Source organism: Clostridium cuniculi, from assembly GCF_004353185.1.
Classification (GTDB): domain Bacteria; phylum Bacillota; class Clostridia; order Clostridiales; family Clostridiaceae; genus Clostridium; species Clostridium cuniculi.
Genome location: NZ_SMUS01000017.1, coordinates 55,096 through 75,421 on the forward strand (window position 1 = coordinate 55,096; position 20,326 = coordinate 75,421).

Annotated in this window: 18 protein-coding genes; 2 read left to right on the forward strand and 16 right to left on the reverse strand. The window is 28.3% G+C overall.

Annotated features, from left to right (window positions below; genetic code table 11):
- Positions 1–141: 141 nt before the first annotated feature.
- Entirely contained in the window at positions 142–1,785 is a 1,644-nt protein-coding gene (locus EJJ37_RS10280; RefSeq protein ID WP_133015493.1) for a potassium/proton antiporter, read from the reverse strand.
- Between the two features lie 149 nt (positions 1,786–1,934).
- On the opposite strand from EJJ37_RS10280, the gene EJJ37_RS20215 reads away from it, so the two are divergent.
- Positions 1,935–3,020: a hypothetical protein gene (locus EJJ37_RS20215; RefSeq protein WP_166484735.1), complete on the forward strand. Its 1,086-nt coding sequence runs from the start codon at positions 1,935–1,937 to the stop codon at positions 3,018–3,020.
- A 132-nt stretch (positions 3,021–3,152) separates the two neighbouring features.
- Here EJJ37_RS20215 and EJJ37_RS10290 read toward each other — a convergent pair whose 3' ends face one another.
- Together EJJ37_RS10290 and EJJ37_RS10295 are read right to left on the reverse strand one after the other, a co-directional pair.
- Entirely contained in the window at positions 3,153–4,922 is a 1,770-nt protein-coding gene (locus EJJ37_RS10290; RefSeq protein ID WP_243124873.1) for a S8 family peptidase, read from the reverse strand.
- Positions 4,923–4,945: 23 nt separating this feature from the next.
- On the reverse strand, positions 4,946–6,733 hold the full coding sequence (locus tag EJJ37_RS10295) for a S8 family peptidase (protein ID WP_133015495.1): 1,788 nt from the start codon (positions 6,731–6,733) through the stop codon (positions 4,946–4,948).
- Between the two features lie 267 nt (positions 6,734–7,000).
- Between EJJ37_RS10295 and EJJ37_RS10300 the strand changes: the two genes are divergently transcribed.
- Positions 7,001–7,654 carry a FusB/FusC family EF-G-binding protein gene (locus EJJ37_RS10300; RefSeq protein WP_133015496.1) on the forward strand — a complete coding sequence of 218 codons (654 nt, stop codon included), beginning with the start codon at positions 7,001–7,003 and terminating at the stop codon, positions 7,652–7,654.
- A 110-nt stretch (positions 7,655–7,764) separates the two neighbouring features.
- Here the strand turns inward: EJJ37_RS10300 and EJJ37_RS10305 are convergent, their stop codons facing one another.
- From EJJ37_RS10305 to EJJ37_RS10360, 13 genes are all read right to left on the reverse strand, one after another.
- A complete protein-coding gene (locus tag EJJ37_RS10305) occupies positions 7,765–9,537 on the reverse strand; it encodes a S8 family peptidase (protein WP_133015497.1) in 1,773 nt (590 codons plus the stop codon).
- A gap of 28 nt (positions 9,538–9,565) precedes the next feature.
- Positions 9,566–9,928 (reverse strand): S8 family serine peptidase, encoded by a 363-nt coding sequence (locus EJJ37_RS21135; protein ID WP_338032266.1) that lies wholly within the window; start codon positions 9,926–9,928, stop codon positions 9,566–9,568.
- 3 nt (positions 9,929–9,931) lie between these two features.
- The gene (locus tag EJJ37_RS10310; RefSeq protein ID WP_338032264.1) at positions 9,932–11,341 is read right to left on the reverse strand and encodes a S8 family peptidase; all 1,410 of its coding nucleotides are present in this window, start codon (positions 11,339–11,341) and stop codon (positions 9,932–9,934) included.
- Positions 11,342–11,746: 405 nt separating this feature from the next.
- A complete protein-coding gene (locus EJJ37_RS10315; protein ID WP_133015498.1) occupies positions 11,747–12,640 on the reverse strand; it encodes an ATP-binding cassette domain-containing protein in 894 nt (297 codons plus the stop codon).
- Positions 12,603–13,655: an ABC transporter ATP-binding protein gene (locus EJJ37_RS10320; RefSeq protein WP_338032265.1), complete on the reverse strand. Its 1,053-nt coding sequence runs from the start codon at positions 13,653–13,655 to the stop codon at positions 12,603–12,605. Before EJJ37_RS10320 ends, EJJ37_RS10315 begins: the two co-directional genes overlap by 38 nt.
- Positions 13,656–13,711: 56 nt before the next feature.
- A complete protein-coding gene (locus tag EJJ37_RS10325) occupies positions 13,712–15,277 on the reverse strand; it encodes an ABC transporter substrate-binding protein (RefSeq protein WP_133015500.1) in 1,566 nt (521 codons plus the stop codon).
- 15 nt (positions 15,278–15,292) lie between these two features.
- The gene (locus EJJ37_RS10330) at positions 15,293–16,195 is read right to left on the reverse strand and encodes an ABC transporter permease (RefSeq protein WP_243124874.1); all 903 of its coding nucleotides are present in this window, start codon (positions 16,193–16,195) and stop codon (positions 15,293–15,295) included.
- Positions 16,176–17,165 (reverse strand): ABC transporter permease, encoded by a 990-nt coding sequence (locus tag EJJ37_RS10335; RefSeq protein WP_133015501.1) that lies wholly within the window; start codon positions 17,163–17,165, stop codon positions 16,176–16,178. Before EJJ37_RS10335 ends, EJJ37_RS10330 begins: the two co-directional genes overlap by 20 nt.
- 184 nt (positions 17,166–17,349) lie before the next feature.
- Positions 17,350–18,042, reverse strand: a complete 693-nt coding sequence (locus EJJ37_RS10340; RefSeq protein WP_133015502.1) for an urease accessory protein UreF — start codon at positions 18,040–18,042, stop codon at positions 17,350–17,352.
- Position 18,043: 1 nt separating this feature from the next.
- Entirely contained in the window at positions 18,044–18,499 is a 456-nt protein-coding gene (locus EJJ37_RS10345) for an urease accessory protein UreE (protein WP_032118343.1), read from the reverse strand.
- Positions 18,500–18,532: 33 nt separating this feature from the next.
- A complete protein-coding gene (locus EJJ37_RS10350; RefSeq protein ID WP_133015503.1) occupies positions 18,533–19,378 on the reverse strand; it encodes an urease accessory protein UreD in 846 nt (281 codons plus the stop codon).
- 1 nt (position 19,379) lies between these two features.
- Positions 19,380–19,991: an urease accessory protein UreG gene (gene ureG / locus EJJ37_RS10355; protein WP_193553923.1), complete on the reverse strand. Its 612-nt coding sequence runs from the start codon at positions 19,989–19,991 to the stop codon at positions 19,380–19,382.
- A gap of 83 nt (positions 19,992–20,074) precedes the next feature.
- Positions 20,075–20,308 (reverse strand): urease accessory protein UreE, encoded by a 234-nt coding sequence (locus EJJ37_RS10360; RefSeq protein ID WP_166484736.1) that lies wholly within the window; start codon positions 20,306–20,308, stop codon positions 20,075–20,077.
- Positions 20,309–20,326 lie beyond the last annotated feature (18 nt).

Below are 20,326 nucleotides of genomic sequence, written 5' to 3' on the forward strand. Positions count from 1 at the left end.
GTAAAAATTTTCTTATGTCTATCTTACATAAATATTTAGTAAATAACAAAGTTAAATTTTCAACCTTATGTTAATTCTATAAAAATAAAATTTTTATTTACACAAAAATTCACCATATATTTATGGTGAATTTCTAATAATTTATACAGTTATTAAGTCTTCTATTTCTTCCATATTATTTGATGTTATAACTAATATATCTCCTGGATTAATTATTGTATTGCCATTAGGAACTAATACTTGTCCCCTTCTTTTTATCATAACTATAAGAACATCATCTGGAATAGCTGCATCCTTTATAGATTTATTAGTTAAACCGCTTTTTTCTTCAACAGAAACCTCTGTTAATGTTGTACTCTTATCTTCTTTATATTCATTAAAGTGTTTAAGTTTATTACCAGATAACACTAATATATCTCCTGGTAAAATTTCTGTAGACCCATTTGGTACAAATACATCCCCATTTCTCTTTATCATTACCACAAGAATATCTTCAGGTATGTTAGCATCCATTATTGTTTTATTCGCTATAATATTATGCTCATCAATTGTAAACTCTATTAACTTTGTACTCTTGTCTTCTTTATAATCATTAAAAGTCTTTAAAACAGACTCATCATTGTCTATTAAATCTAATTTTTTAGCTAATCTCGGAATAACTGTACCTTGTACAGCCACTGAGAATAATGCTATAAAAAATATTATATGAAAAATATCATTATTTATTGCCACTCCATATGTTTCGGCAAATATTGCAAAAACTATTGATGCGGCACCTCTTATCCCTACCCATGATATAAAAATTTCTTCTTTTATAGGTGTTTTAAACCAATATAAAATACTAAATATTGCAACTGGCCTTGCTACAAAAATCATAAATATTGATATTGATATTCCCTTAATCATTACTGATGGTATCTTTGATGGAAATGCCAATAATCCAAGTAAAAAGAATAACATGATTTGCATAATCCATGATATCCCATCAAAAAACTGAAATATACTTTTCTTATGTGGTATCTTTGCATTTCCTATTATAATACCTGTAATATAAACACTTAAATATCCATTTCCTAAAAAATATTCACTTAATGAATAAGCTAACACTGCTATAGCAGTTACAAAGATGGGATAAAATCCTTCTATTTCAAATTTAGCATGTCTTAATAAGTAAATAGATAATTTAGCTAAAACAACTGAAACTATTACTCCTACTATAACTTGCTTTAATATCATTGGGATTATATTACCATATCCCCCACCAGCCATTAATCCTAATATTATTACTGTAAGCATATATGCACATGGATCATTACTACCACTTTCTAACTCTAACATAGATGCAATTGACCCTCGTAAATTTAACCGTTGAGATCTTAATATTGCAAATACAGATGCTGCATCTGTAGAGCCAACAATTGACCCTATAAGTAATCCTTCTAATAACGTTGTTTTAAACACAAAAAAACAAAATAATCCTGTTAATATAGCTGTAAAAACAACTCCTAATGTTGACATAAAAACCGATTGTACTGCTACTGGTTTAGCCATACTCCAATTGGTACCAAATCCCCCATAAAACATTATAAATATCAATGCTATAGTACTTACTTTGCTAGCTAATTGATAGTCATTAAAATATATTCCAACAATCCCATCAGATCCAAATAACATTCCGAACACCATAAATATTAAAAGAATTGGTACACCAAACCTATATAATATCTTAGTAGAAGTTATACACATTAATAATACTAATGCACAAATAATCATTAATTTTATCATAGATTACCCCCTTTACAGAATTTTAATCAATACTCTCTCCCTTTATACTATTCATTTATTGCCCTATCTGAGTCTAAAAATATAAAAATTAACTTATTTTCTTAAATTGAATATACTATTTCTATAATAATTTAATTTGGAGTATTTTTATGAGTACAAATAGTTATAATGACTTCACAAATAATGATGAACTTCTAACCCCTCCTTATTCAGATTATGAATTCTCACCTCTTCCTTATGAATTACTAAATTCACGTTCTCAATTACCACCTGGCGGGAACTTTCCTGGTGGTAACTTTCCTGGTGGAAACCCTCCTGGAGGATTTCCTGGTTTGCCACCCTTTCCTAATTTACCTGGAAACAACTTTCCTGGTGGTTCACCTGGTCAAGCTAACATGCCAAAATCTCCTCCACCTAACTATACTCCTAGTAAAAAAGAAAAAGGCGTTCAAAGCCTTTCATCCTCTAAAGATACAAAAGCAGTTAGTCCTAATTCAATAAGATTTTGTCTTTTTAAATATACTTATATATGGGAAGTTAGCGGTAGAAACTATTGGACATTCTTAATTAATGTAGATAGACGCTCTGTTTCTGGTTTTAGGTGGCTCGGTTTTACTTGGGTTTATTTTGGATTAGATTTAAGAAGAATAGACTCATTTATATGTTATAGATCAGATAATACTTGTGAAAATTGCGAAAACTTAAGAGAGGATAATTTGCCATTAGAAAGTAGTAAGAAAGAATATTCTATAAATGGAACTAAAAATATTTATACTAAAACATTAACCTCTATAGATATTCCTGAAGTTAAAGAAGACTATATATCACAAACTATAGGATATATAAACGATGACACTATAGAATCAGAAATTCCTTGTTTAAAATATAGAAATACTAGCTGTAGAATCATTTTAGATATAAGTTATCCAGATTCTTATAACGAATCTTTAAAATCACAGATAAATGAAATTGCTAATAATGCAAGTATCGCTGCCATAGATACAATTACTTCACTTAGAAGTAGTGAATTCTATTTAAATCCTTTAGAAAAATTCAATGCTTCTGTTTCATTAATCCCAGAAGCACTAATTCAATTTTCTGTTAAATTTAATAGCTTATTAAATGAATTTAATTCATATCAAAGAAGCGATTTAGAAGTTAACTATTCAATAAAGGAAGAAAAAGTATCAACTAATTGGCAACCATATCCTTACTATCAACCTTTATCTTATTAAAAAAATAATAAAAATGGCTATTTTATCTCTGATGAAAGATAAAATAGCCCCATTTGCCCTCTATAATACTAAAACTAATATAGCCTCATAAAATCACTTGTAAAAATCTTTAAAATTAAATATTAACTAAACTTAAATCATATTTTCAAATATTTTATAAAAATTAAGTATACCATATCCTAGTTCTGGATTAGGATATGAGTCCTTTCCCCTCTTTGTAACTCCCCTAGTTAAAAAAGTCTTTATACTTTGAGAATACATATATGGATAATTTCCTTGTACTATTCCCCATTGGAATAATAAAACACAAGCTCCTGCCCCAATAGCAGCTGATAGACTAGTTCCATTTATTATTTGAGTAGAATTATTTAGCCCTACTGTCATTGTGTTAACTCCACCTGCAGCAAAATCTATTTTATTTATATATTCTTGCCTAAATGATAATCCTGAATAAGTCAATAAATTATTGTTATTTTGATTGTATGCCGCAACTGTAACAACAAAATTAGAATCTCCAGGAGTTGTTATTGTTCCATATGGATCACTTGGTGAAAATCTAGTATTAGGTAATGATAAACCATACTGCCATAGCCACGCATTGTATTTTGCCATTTCTCCGCTTCTTAACTTTAACTTTATCTGCCATATACCTGATGCTATATTTGCAAAATATATAGATATTAATTCATTACCAGCATATTCTTCCGGTAAAAAATAAGAGATTCTTGTCTGAGTTTTTTCAAAAATAAATTTATTATCTCGCTGCACATTAATTGCTGCTTGAATAAAACCTGTTTCTTCACCTGAAGGTGAAACTAAGTTTATATCTACAATACTTGGTAGGTCTATCCATATTTCTATTCCCATATACCTTTGATTTTCCTCAACAAATAAATTTATAGTTTCTTCCTTATTACTATTTCTTATAATACCAGATACATGCTCATCTCTATTTCCTTCATTTCCAGCCCCAGTTACAATTACAATCCCAACATTACTTGATATACTTTCTATATATCCATCAAATAGATTATTACCCTTATGATCTCCGTTATTACTACCTAAAGGCAGTAATACTACTACAGGTATTTTTTTATTTAATAAAACTTTTTTTAAATACTCTATAGCTGGGAAAATTGCCGTTAATTCAAAAATTGGAGTGTTTGTATTTAGCAATTTCTTAGTACGATTAGCTTCACTTAATTTAATTATTACAAATTCACACTTTGGTGCTATTCCCTTTATCTCTTTATTTTTTCCCGTTGCACCAACAATTCCTGCCATTCCTGTTCCATGCCCATTCAAATCTTTACTTGGAACTATATTATAAGGATTTTCTCCCAATTCATAAGCTTCTATAGCCTTATTTATTTCTTCATTTGTATAAAGAGAACCAAAAGGTACACCTTTTAATTCACTTTCATTTGATTGTATAGTTTGATCCCAAATACTAATTATTCTACTTTTTCCATTCTCATCTCTAAACTCATCATTTAAATAATCTATTCCAGTATCAATAATTCCTACAATAACTCCTTCTCCACTTAAATTTAAAGGAGTATTAATTCCAACTGTACTAACTTGTGCTGCATCAATTGCAGATATTTCTTGAAGTGTATATAACTGTGGCGGAATTATATAAATTATCTTAAAATCACCGATATCAAGATATTTTTCAAGTATTCCTCTTATATACTTTGTATCCTTATTACTTACTATTTGATCCTCTAGTTCTATAATATCTATTTTCAAAGATATTATTGCATAATTATTATTTACTTCTGTAATATATAATCCCTTATCATTTTTAGGTACCTTAGGAATATTACCGGAATATTGAACCATAATATGATTATAATCAGGACTATTAAAAATATACTCTGTATTTGTATTATTATTCAATTTATACCCCTCCATTAACCTGCTTAATCCAATGGATATCTTATAAATAAATTATTTATATAATACTCTATATATTTTTCCTTATATCTATGCCCTCCACCAATTACATTAAATGATTCTAATAAATCCAATTTTCCATACCCTATATCTTTATTAGGATATTCGTAGTTCTCCTCTCTTCTGGCTCCATATATTAAAAAACTTCTTAACTTTACTGAATATACACCTGGATCTTTTAAATTATTAATTTGCCATTGTATTAAAAGGCATATTGCACCAGCTACAATTGCTGTAGCTGCAGAACTACCACTTATAGGTATAATTTTATCATTATCTCCTGAAGTAGTTAAAATATTAACCCCATCTGCTGTTAAATCTGGATTTATAATTTCATTAGAATCCCATCCTTTTCCAGACGCAGCAACTATTGAGTTATTCATACTATTATAATAAGCAACAGTTGTAACTCTTTTCGCTGTAGAAGGTATGGTTAATGTAGTATCTTGATTCGAATTTAAAAATTTAGTATCCTCTGGTAATAAAGTTTTATCTGGTAACCAAATATCAAATCTTCCATTAGTAATATATTCTCCTCTTAAATTTATCTTCCATATTCCACCTTTAATATCTGTAAATGATAATAAAAATAGCTGATGCCCAGTAAAATTCTCAGGATTATAACCAGTAACTTTTAAATTTGTATTTAATAAATAAAAGTTTTTCTCATATGTTGAAAATATCTTTGGAACAAAGTATCCCATTTCCTCTCCTGATGGATCTATTACATTTAACGACATAATATCTGGCTTTTGAACCCATATATAGAATTCAAAATATTTCATACTTTTAGATATTACTAATTCTACTGTTCCCACATCTCCACTGTTCTTTACATAATTCATAGCATGCCCTTCTGAATCCCCAGAATTTCCAGTACCTGCTACAAAAATAACTCCTTCTTCATTGGCAAGGGAAGTTATAAATCTAGATGTAATGTTATATCCATCATGACTTCCATCTTGGCTACCTACTCCACAAAAAATTACTAATGGTCTATTAATTTCTTCAGCTGTCTTTCTCAAAAACTCTATTGCTGATAATATTTCAGCATTACTATATACAGGAACTTGTTTAAGATTGTTTTCTCTTAATCTTTTTTTATAATTAGGTGATTCTAATAGCTTTACAACCAAGAAGTCACAATCATGAGCAATCCCCTGCATTTGACCATTATATCCCCTAGCTCCAATTATCCCTGCCATCTTAGTACCATGATCAACTTCATCTTTACAATTAACTATGCTATAGGGATCTCCTCCTGATTTATATGTTTTTATTGCTTCATTAATTTCTTCATTATAATATACTGTTCCAAACTTAAAATCACTTTTCGCTTTCACTTGTACATTTTGATCCCATATTCTTAATATTCTTGATGTATCATCTTCTCTAATAAATTCTTGATTAAGATAATTTATTCCACTATCTATCATTCCCACTAATACACCTTTTCCTGTTAAATTTAAATATGGATTAATTTTAAGTTTATGTATATTATCAGCATTAGATGGATCTATCTCTTGCAATACATATATACTCTTAGCCTCAACAAAAATAATTGAAGGAACATCTAATCTTAATTTATTCAAGTTATTTGCTTCGACTGCAACTACTGCTAATGTATCTGTTATAGTTGTTCCACACGCATAATCAAGCTTATTTATTTGATCTTGAAATTCCCCTCTGTATTCTACAACATAATGTTCATAATTCTCATCTAAATATTTATTACAAACTTTATCTCCTTCCATAGATTTTCCTCCAATATATATATATTTATTAAATTTATATGATTATGCTATAATCTAAATGATATATTAGGAGGTGTTTTTTATGAAGGTATATAATACATTCATTTTTAAACCTAATTGCTCCATGCAAAGACTACATAAATATCAGCTATGCTTTGTTTGGAGCCTAAGCAGTTATTAAATTAGCTGATTCTTTTAGGTTCTGTAACACATAGCTTTTAGTATTCTTTGCTTTAAATTTAAATCTGATAGAAATGAGGTGTTATTATGACTGTTTTTATAAAAAAGCAACAATTTAATTATATAAAAAAGTGTTTATTTGATTTAAATAATGCTTTTAGAAACTGTGTAGATAGTAATATTATTGAAACTACAAAAGTTATTGCACAGGATAAAATATTAGCTTTCTTTGATAATTTATCGGAAGAAGAAAAAGAAATACTAAATATAAGTAAAATAAATGAACCATTACATATTGATATATACTTAAAAGATTTAAATCAGTATGTATATGGTATGCCTAATATAACCAAAAGTGAACTTACTAAAATATTTAAAAAGGAAAAGAAACTTAAAATTCCTGACTTAAATATAGAAGATTCAAAGCTTGTATATTTAGGCTGGATTGATGAATCAACAAAGAAACTTCTTATTACTTATAATATGGATGGAAAACTTTTAGGAATGGCTTGTAGACTTACCTCTCCTAAGCCAAAGAATTCTAATGTATGTACCCTGTGTAATCATATTGGCTCTGAAAATGAAGTTGCATTTGTTTCACCTATTTGCAAACCAAGGAGTGAAGATGATTATAAATCACTAGGCTTTCATATATGTTTAAATAGCGCTGAATGTAATGATAGAATTACTTCTACTGAAAAGCTTGAGGAGCTATTAAAAACTGTTAATAGAATAAAGTAATATTATAAAAATTTAAACATATATTATGTATTAAATCTATTAAATACTACAATACTATATCAAAACTTACTTTGATATAGTATTGTAAAATTATATATTACTAGCTTCCTTTAAATCATTTCTTCAAATATTTTATAAAAATTTATTATTCCATATCCCCATTGAGGATTAGGATATATAGCTTTTCTCCTTTTATTAACTCCTCGCCTTAAAAATGTTTTTATACTTTGAGAATACATATATGGATAATTTCCTTGTACTATTCCCCATTGAAAAAGCAAAACACAAGCTCCTGCTCCAATAGCTGCTGCTAAACTTGTACCATTTATGACTTGAGTAGAATTATTTAATCCAACTGTAATTGTATTAACTCCTCCCGCTGATAAATCAATTTTATTAATATTTTCTTCTCTAAATGATACTCCAGAATAAGATAATGAATTATTATTATTTTGATTATAAGCAGCTACGGTAACAACAAAATCTGAATCTCCAGGAATTGTTACTGTACCATATTGATCACTTGGTAAAAATCGTGTTCCTGGAAGTGTTATTCCACTTTGCCATAGCCAAGCATTATATCTAGCCCTTTCTCCACTTCTTAACCTGAGTTTTATCTGCCATATACCCGGTGTTATATCACCAAAATATACTGATATCAATTCTTCACCTGTATATTCTTCAGGTAAATAATAACTTATTCTTGTTTGAGTTTTCTCAAAAATAAATGTATTTGTTTTTTGTACATTAACTGCTCCTCGAATAAATCCTGTTTCTTCCCCAGATGGCGATATTAAGTTGATATCGATTATACTAGGTAAATCCACCCATATTTCTACAGACATATATCCTTGGTTCTCTTGAACTAACAAATCAATAACTTCAATATTTTCCTTATCTATAATCATTCCCGATACATGTCCATCTTTATCTGCTTCATTTCCCGATCCAGTAACTATTACAATACCAACATTATTAGATACGCTTTCTATAAAGCTATCAAATATATTATCACCTTTATGATTTCCATTATTACTTCCTAACGGAAGTAATACAACTAATGGCTTCTTTTCTTTAAATAAAACTTTTTTAAAATATTCTATTGCAGCAAAAATAGTTGGTAATGCAAATATAGGAATTTCTAAATTTAAAAATTTTTTTGTATAAGCTGATTCACTTAACTTCACTATAACAAATTCACATTCTGGTGCTATCCCCTTAATATCTTTATTTTTCCCTAGGGCCCCAACAATTCCAGCCATACCAGTTCCATGTCCATTAGTATCCTTACTTGGTACAATATCATATGGATTTCCTCCAGCTTCATAAACTTCTATAGCTTTATTTATTTCTTCTCTAGTATAAAGACTTCCAAATGGTATAATATCACTTTCATTATTACCCTTTATAGTCTGATCCCATATAGAAATTATTCTACTTTTTCCATTTTTATCTCTAAATTCTTCACTTAAATAATCTATACCTGTATCAATTATTCCAACAACTACTCCATTTCCATTTAAATTTAAAGGTACATTAGCTTGCAGTAGATTTACTTGGGCTGCATCAATTGCTGATATTTCTTGTAATGTATAAAGTTGAGGTGGTACTACATGTATAATATTAAACTTATTACTATCAACATAAGCTTCAACTATTTTTCTAATATGATTAATATCTTGAAAACTACCAAGTTGATCACTTTTAATAATAACGTCTACAACAATAGAAACAATTGCATATTCACTATTTAATAATGTTATATATACACCTTCAGCTTCTTTTATATTACCATCAATTTCACCTGAATATTCAATAATAGTATGAATGTAATTAGGACTAGTAAAAATATACTCAGAATTTTTACCTTGTTTATTTTCCATCTCTTATCACCTTCCACTATACATAAATTTAATCAATAGGGCATCTTATAAATAAATTATTTACATGATACTCTTTATATTTTTTATCCTTTCTATACTCTCCACCTAACACATTAAATACTTCTAATAAATCTAATTTTCCATAGCCTATATCTTCATTTGGATAATTATATACCATATCTCTTTTAGCACTATATATTAATGAACTTCTTAATTTAGTAGAGTAAATTCCTACATTTTTAATATCTTTTATCATCCATTGAACTAAAAGACAAGTTGCTCCAGTTACAATAGCTGTAGCTACTGAACTTCCACTTACTGATACAATCTTATTATCATTTCCCGATGTAGTAAGAACATTTACCCCATTTGCTGCTATATCCGGATTAATTAATTAATTTGTATTAAATCCTTTTCCTGAAGATGATAATAGGGAATTATTTATACTATTATAATAAGCAACTGTTGTAACTTTTCTAGCTGTAGATGGTATAGTTAATGTATTATAGGGATTAGGATTTAAAAATTTTGTTCCTTCTGGTAATAAATTCTTATCAGGTAGCCATATATCATATCTTCCACTACTTATATATTCTCCTCTTAATTTCAATTTCCAAATTCCACTTTTAATGTCAGTAAAACTTAAAAAAAAGACTTGATGCCCAGTAAAATTCTCTGGATTATAACATGTAACTTCAAGGTGAGTATTGGTTAAATAAAAATCCTTATTCTCTATAGAATATATTTTAGATTCAAAAAACCCCATCTCTTCACCTGATGGAGCAATCACATTTAATGACATTTTATCTGGTTTTTTTATCCAAATATAAAATTCTAATCTTTTCATATTTTTTGATATTCTTAATTCAATAGTATTAATCTCACCAATATTTTGGATATAATTAGTTGCATGACCTTCTGAATCAGCTGAATTTCCAGTACCAGCTATAAAAATTATACCTTCTCTATTTGCAATGCTAGTTATAAATCTTGCAGTAATATTATATCCATCATGACTTCCATCTTGACTGCCAACTCCACAATATATTACTAAGGGTCTCTTTAGCTCTTTTGCAGTTCTTCTTAAAAATTCAATAGCAGCTAAAACTTCTGAATTATCATATACCGGAAATGGGGTAAGATTATTTTCTCTCAATACTTTCTTATAATTTTGCGATTGTAATAACTTTACAACTACGAAATCACAATCATTAGCTATTCCTTGCATTTTTCCATTATAACCTCTTGCACCAATTATTCCTGCCATTTTTGTTCCATGGTCTAGTTCATCTTTGCTTGGCACAATACTATATGGGTCACCACCACCTCTATATACATTAATTGCTTCATTTATCTTCTCATTAGAATATATTGCTCCAAATTTAAACTCACTTACTTCATCAGCCTGTATAGTCTGGTCCCATATTTTAACAATTCTAGATGTATCATCTTCTCTTATAAATTCTTGATTAAGATAATTTATTCCACTATCTATCATTCCAACTAATACACCTCTACCACTCAAATTTAAATATGGATTCATTTTAACTTTTTGTATATTATCTACACTTGAAGGATCTATATCTTGCAAAACATATACACTTCTTGTTTCTATGAAAATAATTGCTGGCACATCTCTTCTTAACCTGTCAATATCCTTTGATTGAATAGCTACTATACCTAAAGTATCAGTAACTGAAACTCCCCAAGCATAATCAACTTTATTTATTTGTTCTTCAAAGTTTCCTCTATACTCTACTACATAATGAATATAATCCTCATTTAAATATTGCCCTATCTCCACTAAATTTCCTCCAGACATTACTCTCTTAATTTATATGCTACTTTAAGAAGTCTTTAGAATATTTTTATATAATCCCCAACATAGAAATATACCAAATTTACTTGTTAATCCAATATAATAAAACATTAAAATAGACTGACCAAATATCATAATATTTGGTCAGTCTATAATTAATTCGAAATATCTTGAACATTTTCATAATAATTTTAATCGAAACTTAATTCTTGTACCTCATTTTTATATTATACCCTATTAACTTCCTTAGTTACCTTAAACTTTTTAATATAATAATTATTATAAAATGCATATATAAGTTGTTCAGTCATGAAACACCAAAGAAATCCTACAAAACATTAAATGTATCAAGATAAGGATATTATAAATTTTTAAAACATGGCATTATATTTAAATAAGATTATCAAGCAAAACAAAGTGGTTTTTACTAACTTCTATCCACTTTACCTCTTCATTACAACATTTACTTATAAACTTATTATTCATACTAAACAAATTATTTTCATCTTGTAAGTTAGAATTTAATAGCATTTTAGTATATGGATGTATTGGGTTAGAATATAATTCATATGTAGGTGCAACCTCCACTATTTTCCCCTTATAAATTACTGCTATTCTATCACTAATATATCTAACCATTGATAAGTCATGGGATATAAAGATGAAAGTTAAATTTTTATTACTTTTCAATTTCTTAAATAAATTTATTATTTGTGCTTGCATTGATACATCAAGTGATGCAATAGGCTCATCCGCTATAATACATTCTGGTTTTGTTGAAATAGCTCTAGCTATACTAACTCTTTGTCTTTGTCCTCCAGAAAGATCATATGGATACTTATTTATACTACTTCTATCTATTCCTACAACCTCAAGTAAATTATATACTACTTTCTCTCTCTCTGCTTTACTACTATACAGCTTTTGAAGTCTCATTGGCTCTTCAATAATATTCTTCACTGTCATTCTAGAATTTAAACTAGACGTAGAGTCTTGAAAAATAAATTGTATCTTTTTACTTATTATTCTTCTTTGGGTTTTCTTTAACTTTTTACCACTTATAGTAATACCATTATATTTAATTTCTCCATCAGTTATACTATTGATACCTACTATACTTTTTCCTAATGTGGATTTACCTGAACCTGATTCTCCTATTAATCCTAAGAACTCCCCTTTATAAATATCAAGTGAAACATCATCTATAGCTTTTACTATTTTTTTATTGTTTAAAGTAAAATATTGCTTAAGATTTTTTATCTCTAAAAGTTTTTCCCTCTTCATTAATAATTAACTTCTCCTCTTTAGCTTTAATTTCATCTCTTGCTATCGCTGCCTTTGGATGTAGTAACCACGTTGCAGCATAATGACTTTCACTAACTTTAAACATTGGTGGTTCTTCTAAAAAATCTATTACTAAGGGATTCTTATTTCTTATAGCAAAAGCATCTCCCTTTGGAGGATTTAAAAGATTTGGTGGCACGCCTTCTATGGTTGGTAAATATTCTTTATCCATATTAAAAGAAACTCTAGATGACATTAGTCCTACTGTATATGGATGAATAGGGTTTGAAAATATATCTTCTTTTTTACCTATTTCAACTATTTTTCCTGCATACATTACAGCAATCCTATCTGCAATTTTATTTACCACTTCCATGTCATGAGTTATAAATATTATGGATATATTAGTTTTCTTTTGTATTGATTTTATTAAATCTAATATTTTATTCTGCATTATTGAATCTAATGCTGTTGTTGGCTCATCAGCTATTAAAATTTTAGGATTACATGCTAATGCTATAGCAATGGCTATACGTTGTCTCATTCCGCCTGAAAATTCATATGGATATTGGTTATATCTACTTTCTGATTCATCTATCCCTACAAAATCTATTAATTCTATAGCTCGCCTCTTAGCTTCTGCTCTAGTAACCTTATTATGAACTCTAACAGCTTCTGATATTTGCTTTCCTACAGATATAGTAGGATTCAATGATGTCATTGGATTTTGGAAAATCATAGATATTTCTTTTCCCCTTACTTTTGACATCATCTTATCAGTAAGATTACATATATTAGTGCCATTTAATAATATATCACCATTTTTTACATATCCATTTTCAGGTAGCAATTTCAGTATACTTCTACATAAAACTGATTTTCCAGAACCTGATTCTCCTACAATTGATAATATCTCATCTTTTTTCAAATCAAATGATACATCTCTTACAGCTTTAACTTCTCCATATTTAGTTTTGAGATTTACTTGCAAATTCTTAACTTCAAGCACTTTCATAATTATAAATAATCTCCTGTTATTTATTAATCCTTAAAACTATATTTTATATTTCCTTATTTTAAATCCCAATCCTCAACATTCCAGAATATTCCTACTCCATGATGTCCTAAAACTGTTTCTTTAGTTATTCCTTCTAAATTATTTTTAGCTACATAAACAGCATCTATATATGTTAAAAACGTATATGGAAGATCCTTTGTCAGTTCTTCTTGGAATTCTTTATAATATTTTAGTCTTTCTTCATAAACATCTGTCTGTCTAGCTTTAGTAAGTAATTCATCTATCTTTTCATTTGAATATGAATTATAATTGGCACCTCCATGAGTTGAAAATACCTTATATGTATGGTCATCAGGATCAAATGGACTTCCCCATCCAATTACAAATGCCGCTTGATTATCCCAATCAATATCTGATTTTACAGCTAACTTTACATCTACTCCTATTTTCTTAAATTCCTGAACTGCAAAGTTTGCTATATCAATTCTTTCTTGGTCACCTTCCATAGCAACTAGTTCAAAGCTTAATTTTGTTCCATTCTTGCTATATATTCCATCACTACCAAGCTTCCATCCTGCATCTTCTAATAATTGCTTAGCTTTTTCTGGATTATACTCAAACTTATCCATTTCTGAATTATTATATTTTCCCATTTGAAGTGGGGAGTAAGCAGTATGACCATATCCTAATAAAATGCCATCTACTATAGCTTCTCTATCAATTGCATAGCTTAAAGCATTTGGTAATTCTCTGTTTTCTTTAAACAGTGGATAATTGAAGTTGTACATTATACCTCTGTAATCTGAAGTTTTCATAATATCTACTACAAATTTATCATCATCTTTAAATGAATCTATATCTTTTGGAGTTACCTGAGCTAAATCTAACTCTCCAGATTTTAACTGCATAACTCTTGCTTTTGTATCATTAACTATCTTAAATATAATTTTATCTATCTTAGGTGATTTTCTAAAATAATCTTCATTTTTTACTAATGTGATACTTTGACCTTGATCCCAATTATTAAGTTTATATGGTCCTGTTCCAATGGGATGTCTATTAAAATCACTTGTAATTATATCCTGACCTTCTAATATATGCTTAGGAATTATCCCTACAGCTAAATAATCTAACATTGCAACATTATTATTTTTTAAAGTTATTTTAACTGTATAGTCATCTACTATTTCAATATTTGTTATATCTTCATAATTTGTTGCAATTTCTGAACCATTATCTGGATTATTAATTGTCTCATAAGTAAACTTAACATCTTCAGCTGTAAATGACTCTCCATCATGCCATTTAACATCATCTCTTAAGTGAAACGTATAAGTTAATGTTTCTTCATCATATTCCCAGCTTTTAGCCAGTGCTGGAATAATATTATTATCCTTATCATGAGCTGTTAATCCATCAAATAAAAGTGAGTTAATTTCCCCATGTTCAAAAAGTGCTGGATTTATACTTGTATAATCTCCACTTCCATAAATTAATACTTTTTCTTTAGCTGCATCCTTATCAATATTTTCGTTTGAATTATCTGACTGCTTATTTCCACAACCCGCCAGTAGAAATATAGATAATACCGCAGCTATAACTTTAAATTTTTTTAACATCTAAACTTATGTCCTTTACAAATTATTATACTTTTTAATATTTTTCTTTCTTAAATAATTACCTAAATTAGCTATACAAATAAGGGTTATAATAAGAAACAATCCTGGAAATAAAATCACCCACCAAATATTGGAAAGTAATGCATTTTGAGCTAAAGATAGCATACTCCCCCAGGAAATAACATCTAACGGCAAACCAATCCCAAGAAAACTAAGGGTTGATTCTGTTGAAATTGCTGCTGCAATATTACTTACTACCATAAACATTATTGATGACATAAAATTAGGTACTAAATGCCTTATCAATATATAGAAAAAATTCCCCCCCATTATTTTAGCCGATAATATATATTCACTATTTATTATTTGTCTAACTTCACTTCTTACCACTTTTGCAATACCTGTCCAGCTAACAACTCCTATAACAATTGACATCGATATTGATGTACTGTCTCCTATTATAGATTGCATAAAAATTATTAATAAAATTGAAGGAATACTTAATAATAGTTCCGTAGCTTTCATCATTAAATTATCTATCCTCGGGGAAGACATTCCGCTAATACATCCATATAGCACTCCAATAAATGTTGATATCACAGTTGAAAATATTCCTATAAATAATGATACCCTTCCGCCATACCAAATATTTGAAAACACATCTCTACCCATAGAATCTGTACCAAAATAAAATATTTTATTTGGAGCTACATTACTATTAGCTAAATCCATATATTTAGGATCATGATTTGCTATTAATGAAGAACTTAAACAAGCAGCTATTATCATAAATAATACTATTATTGATAAATAGTGACTCTTATCTTTTATACAAAAGGAATGCTCATCTATTACATCCTCTTTAATATACTTACTTTTATCTTTAACTATTTCAAAATTACTCAAATGAAGGTTCAAAAGTTTCTCCTCCCTGATAATTCACTCTTGGATCTATCTTTTTATTTATGATTTGAGCTATCATATTAGATATTAATACAATAATACCTGTTATAAGAGATAAAACCATAAGCATATTATAATCATGGTATTTAGCACTCTCAAATACAAGACTTCCTATCCCTGGATATGAAAATATTTGCTCAACCACATATGTTCCTGCTAATATATGTGGTAGTGAAATTGTCATCATAGTTATAAATGACGGCATAATATTCCTAAGACATTGTTTATAAACAACTTGTCTTTTGGTTAATCCTTTTACTTTTGCCAGTAATACATAGTCTTCTCGCATCTCTTCTAGAATCTTATTTCTTACCATATATCCGTAGTACCATAAATGTCCTATTACTAAAACTAATAAAGGTAATATTAAATGTATCATTCTATCAATTATATTACTTTCATTTCCAATAGAATATGCTCCACTAGTTGGTAGGATACCTAAGTTTACTCCAAATATTAAAATCAGTATTATTGCTACCCAAAATGACGGTATACTTGATGTTATGTTTCCAATTGTCATTATTATCTTATCAATAAGCTTGTCTTCATGTAGAGCACTAAATATTCCTAAAAACAAAGCTCCTGCAAAAGTTAATATATAAGATAATCCCCCTAAAATAACAGTATTTTTATATACATCCTTTATAACTGAAGTAACATCACGCTTATATTTATATGAAATTCCAAAATCGCCTTTTGCAGCATTTTTAATCCACTTTCCATATTGAATATATATAGGCTCATTAAGTCCTAGTTTGTCAATAGCTTTTTCTCTATCTTCCATACTCATTCTTTCAACAGCATTTCCATAATAAGATTTAAGGGGGTCACCTGGAGATAATCTTGAAATGTAAAATACAATTAAAGATAATATAAAAATAGCAATAATACATTGAAATATTTTTCTTAATACGACTTTTATCATTTTTTCACTCCTTATACATTATATTTTCTCTAACTGATTATTTACATTACTTTACCACCAACTCATTAGTGTAGCACTCTATAAAATTTCTAATAAATTTATTTTTTTAAACAAACTCCACGTACATTTACTAAGAGCTTGTTTTAAAAAATATCAATTTAACTTATTGTTTATTTCGATAATATTAAGACATAAATAATCTAAACCCTAACGTCTCATGATTTATCTGTGACAGTTCAATACCTGGAGTATTAGCTCCAAAGGAATCAAAATCAAGTTCTTCTATTAGTTTATAGTATTGATCAAATTTTTCTGAGTATTCTTTAACTAAAAGTTGACCATCTTTTTGACCTAATGGTATTGCTCTAACAGCATTTTGTATTAAAGTTGAAACAGTACTGTACATATGTAACTTAATAGCTTCTTCTTCGGACATTTCAAGCTCATGCATTAATAATCCAAATACTATTGCTGGATGTCCATATACTTCTTTAGCAGCTATTTTTTTACCATATATTTTTAAGTTTTCTATTTCATATAGATCTAAATATATCTTTATCATTCTACTAGCAACTAATTTAGCAGCATTTCTAGTTTCTTTTGCAACAGTTTGTGCTATTAATAAGTTATCAATTTCCCAGACCTTATCCACATCACCATTTTCTAATGCTTCATATAACATTCTTATTGCTAATCCATCAGATGTTATAAATTGATGCCTTAAATATAAATCTACCCATTTACTAAAACTTTTAGCATCATCTATAACATTACTTCTTAAATATGTTTCCATTCCATAAGAATGGTTAAATGACCCTATAGGAAAGTTAGAATCACATAATTGTAATATCTGTAACATTTTTAAACTCTTATCCATACTAATGCTTATGCTCCATAAAATTAACATGTGTAAAAGCGTTTTTTACTCTTCTATCTTCTCTAGAATAATTGATGTTATCTTTCCTTAGTTCATCCTCAACTAAATAATCATATTGAACTATCATAACATCATCTTCAAAATGTGCAGGTAGATGTTTATTTCCTAATTTATGTGCAATATATGCCATTTCAGTTATATCCTTAGGCTTAATAACTAAAACATCTTCACTTTTAACTTTTACTATAACTAAATTATGACCATCATTAAATAATATATCTCCATCTCTTAATTTCATACCTCTATCTAATGATATTCCATGTTCATGGTTATGATCTGATTTAACTCTTATTATTCTTTTAACTAAATCATCACTATCTATATATATTTTTTCTAAATGATACCCATCTGTACTTTCTAATTCATCTAAATTTCCTAATATCTTTTCAAAAAGCATAGAAAGAACCTCCTTATCTAACTTAATATTTTATTAATACTTACGTATATTTATTGGTTTTAAACCAAATAATTCTTCTCTAAGATAATAGTGCACTGCATCTATTGCCTTTTGAATTTCTTGAGTTAAATTTCCTAAAATTCTTATTATAATGCCATGCTCTTCTAATATCGAAACACCATATTTTATATCTAAATTCAAAGCATCGATAATCTCTCTTGCTTTTTCAACATAATTTTCATTAATATTTTCATTTATAACTACCATTGTACCAAAATTAATATAACCTTCTAGTATTCCAAGTTCAGTTACATCATATTCTCTTGGATTTAATTGTAAGTTATCTAACAATAAAAGTTTATTATCTACGTAAATCTTATTTCTCATCTTTACAGAATCATATTGGAATTTAGATCCATCCGGTGACCAACCTGATGTTATTCCATCTGTATAAATAAGAGTTGCTTTTTTATCCATATATATAGTTGTATCTTGATTATATACAGCATTTTTATATAAGATAACACTGTCAGAAATATATTCTAAAACAGAATTTTCTTCCATTCTTATAATAGTTTCTTGACAAGCCGCTTCTTTATTTTTTTCGCATTTATACACCTTAGTTGGTGCTTGTGTTGTTATTATTGCCTTAGCATCTTTTTTTACTTCTATTGAATTTTGATATATTTCACCTTCAACATATCCCCCACCTAAGTGAAGTAAAAAATAGCATGGTGTCTTTTCTCTACCTAAAAATATTGTTGGTGAAACCTTAGATGCACCTACAAAATGGACTGTAGTTGCAACTGTTCCATTAGGTTTATTCTCTAAAACTAACTCTGCATTTCCAGCTATTTTATTACTCATATCGTTAATCATATTAACAAATTCCTTCTAATAAACATTTTTCTTTTATCCACTTAATAATAGTTTCTACTCCCTCATCTGTTTTTAAGTTAGTGAATATAAAGTCTTTTTCTCCTCTAAATGTTAATGTATCTTCTCTCATAACATCTAAATTTGCCCCAACATATGGTGCTAAATCTATTTTATTTATAACAAATAAATCACTCTTAATCATACCTTGTCCTGCTTTTCTAGGTATCTTTTCACCTTGAGCAACGTCTATTATGTACATTGAAAAATCAACTAAATCCGGACTAAATGTAGCTGCTAAATTATCTCCGCCGCTTTCAACAAATATTATGTCTAAATTAGTAAATTTATTTTTTAATTCTTCTATAGCTGCAAAGTTCATTGAAGCATCTTCTCTTATTGCTGTATGAGGACATCCTCCTGTTTCTACTCCAATAATTCTACCTTCATCTAATACTGAATTTTCAACCATGAATTTTGCATCTTCTTTTGTATATATGTCATTAGTTATTACAGCTAATTCATAATCTTTTGCCATCTGTCTTGTTACTCTTTCAATTAAAAGAGTTTTTCCTGCACCTACAGGACCTCCAACACCTATTATTACCGGTCTCATAATAAAATCTCCTTTACTATAATTAGTTAAAATAATCTAAAATCTCCTAAGGATAAATATCTATCTATCCTTAGGAAACTTTTTTAGTGTATATGATCAGAATCAATATCCCTAAAAGCTACTTCTAAACAAACTTCATCTAGCTTATATTCGATATGGGCTGATTTTAATATTTCTTCTATTCTTTCATCGTATTGTAATAGCATTTTACCATCTTGAAATTGAGCTGGAAGATGTCTATTCCCTAATGAATGAGCTATCTTTCCCATTTCTGCCATAGTATCAGCAGTTACAACAAAAACCTTATATAAATCCATTTTTCTCTCCATAAATAT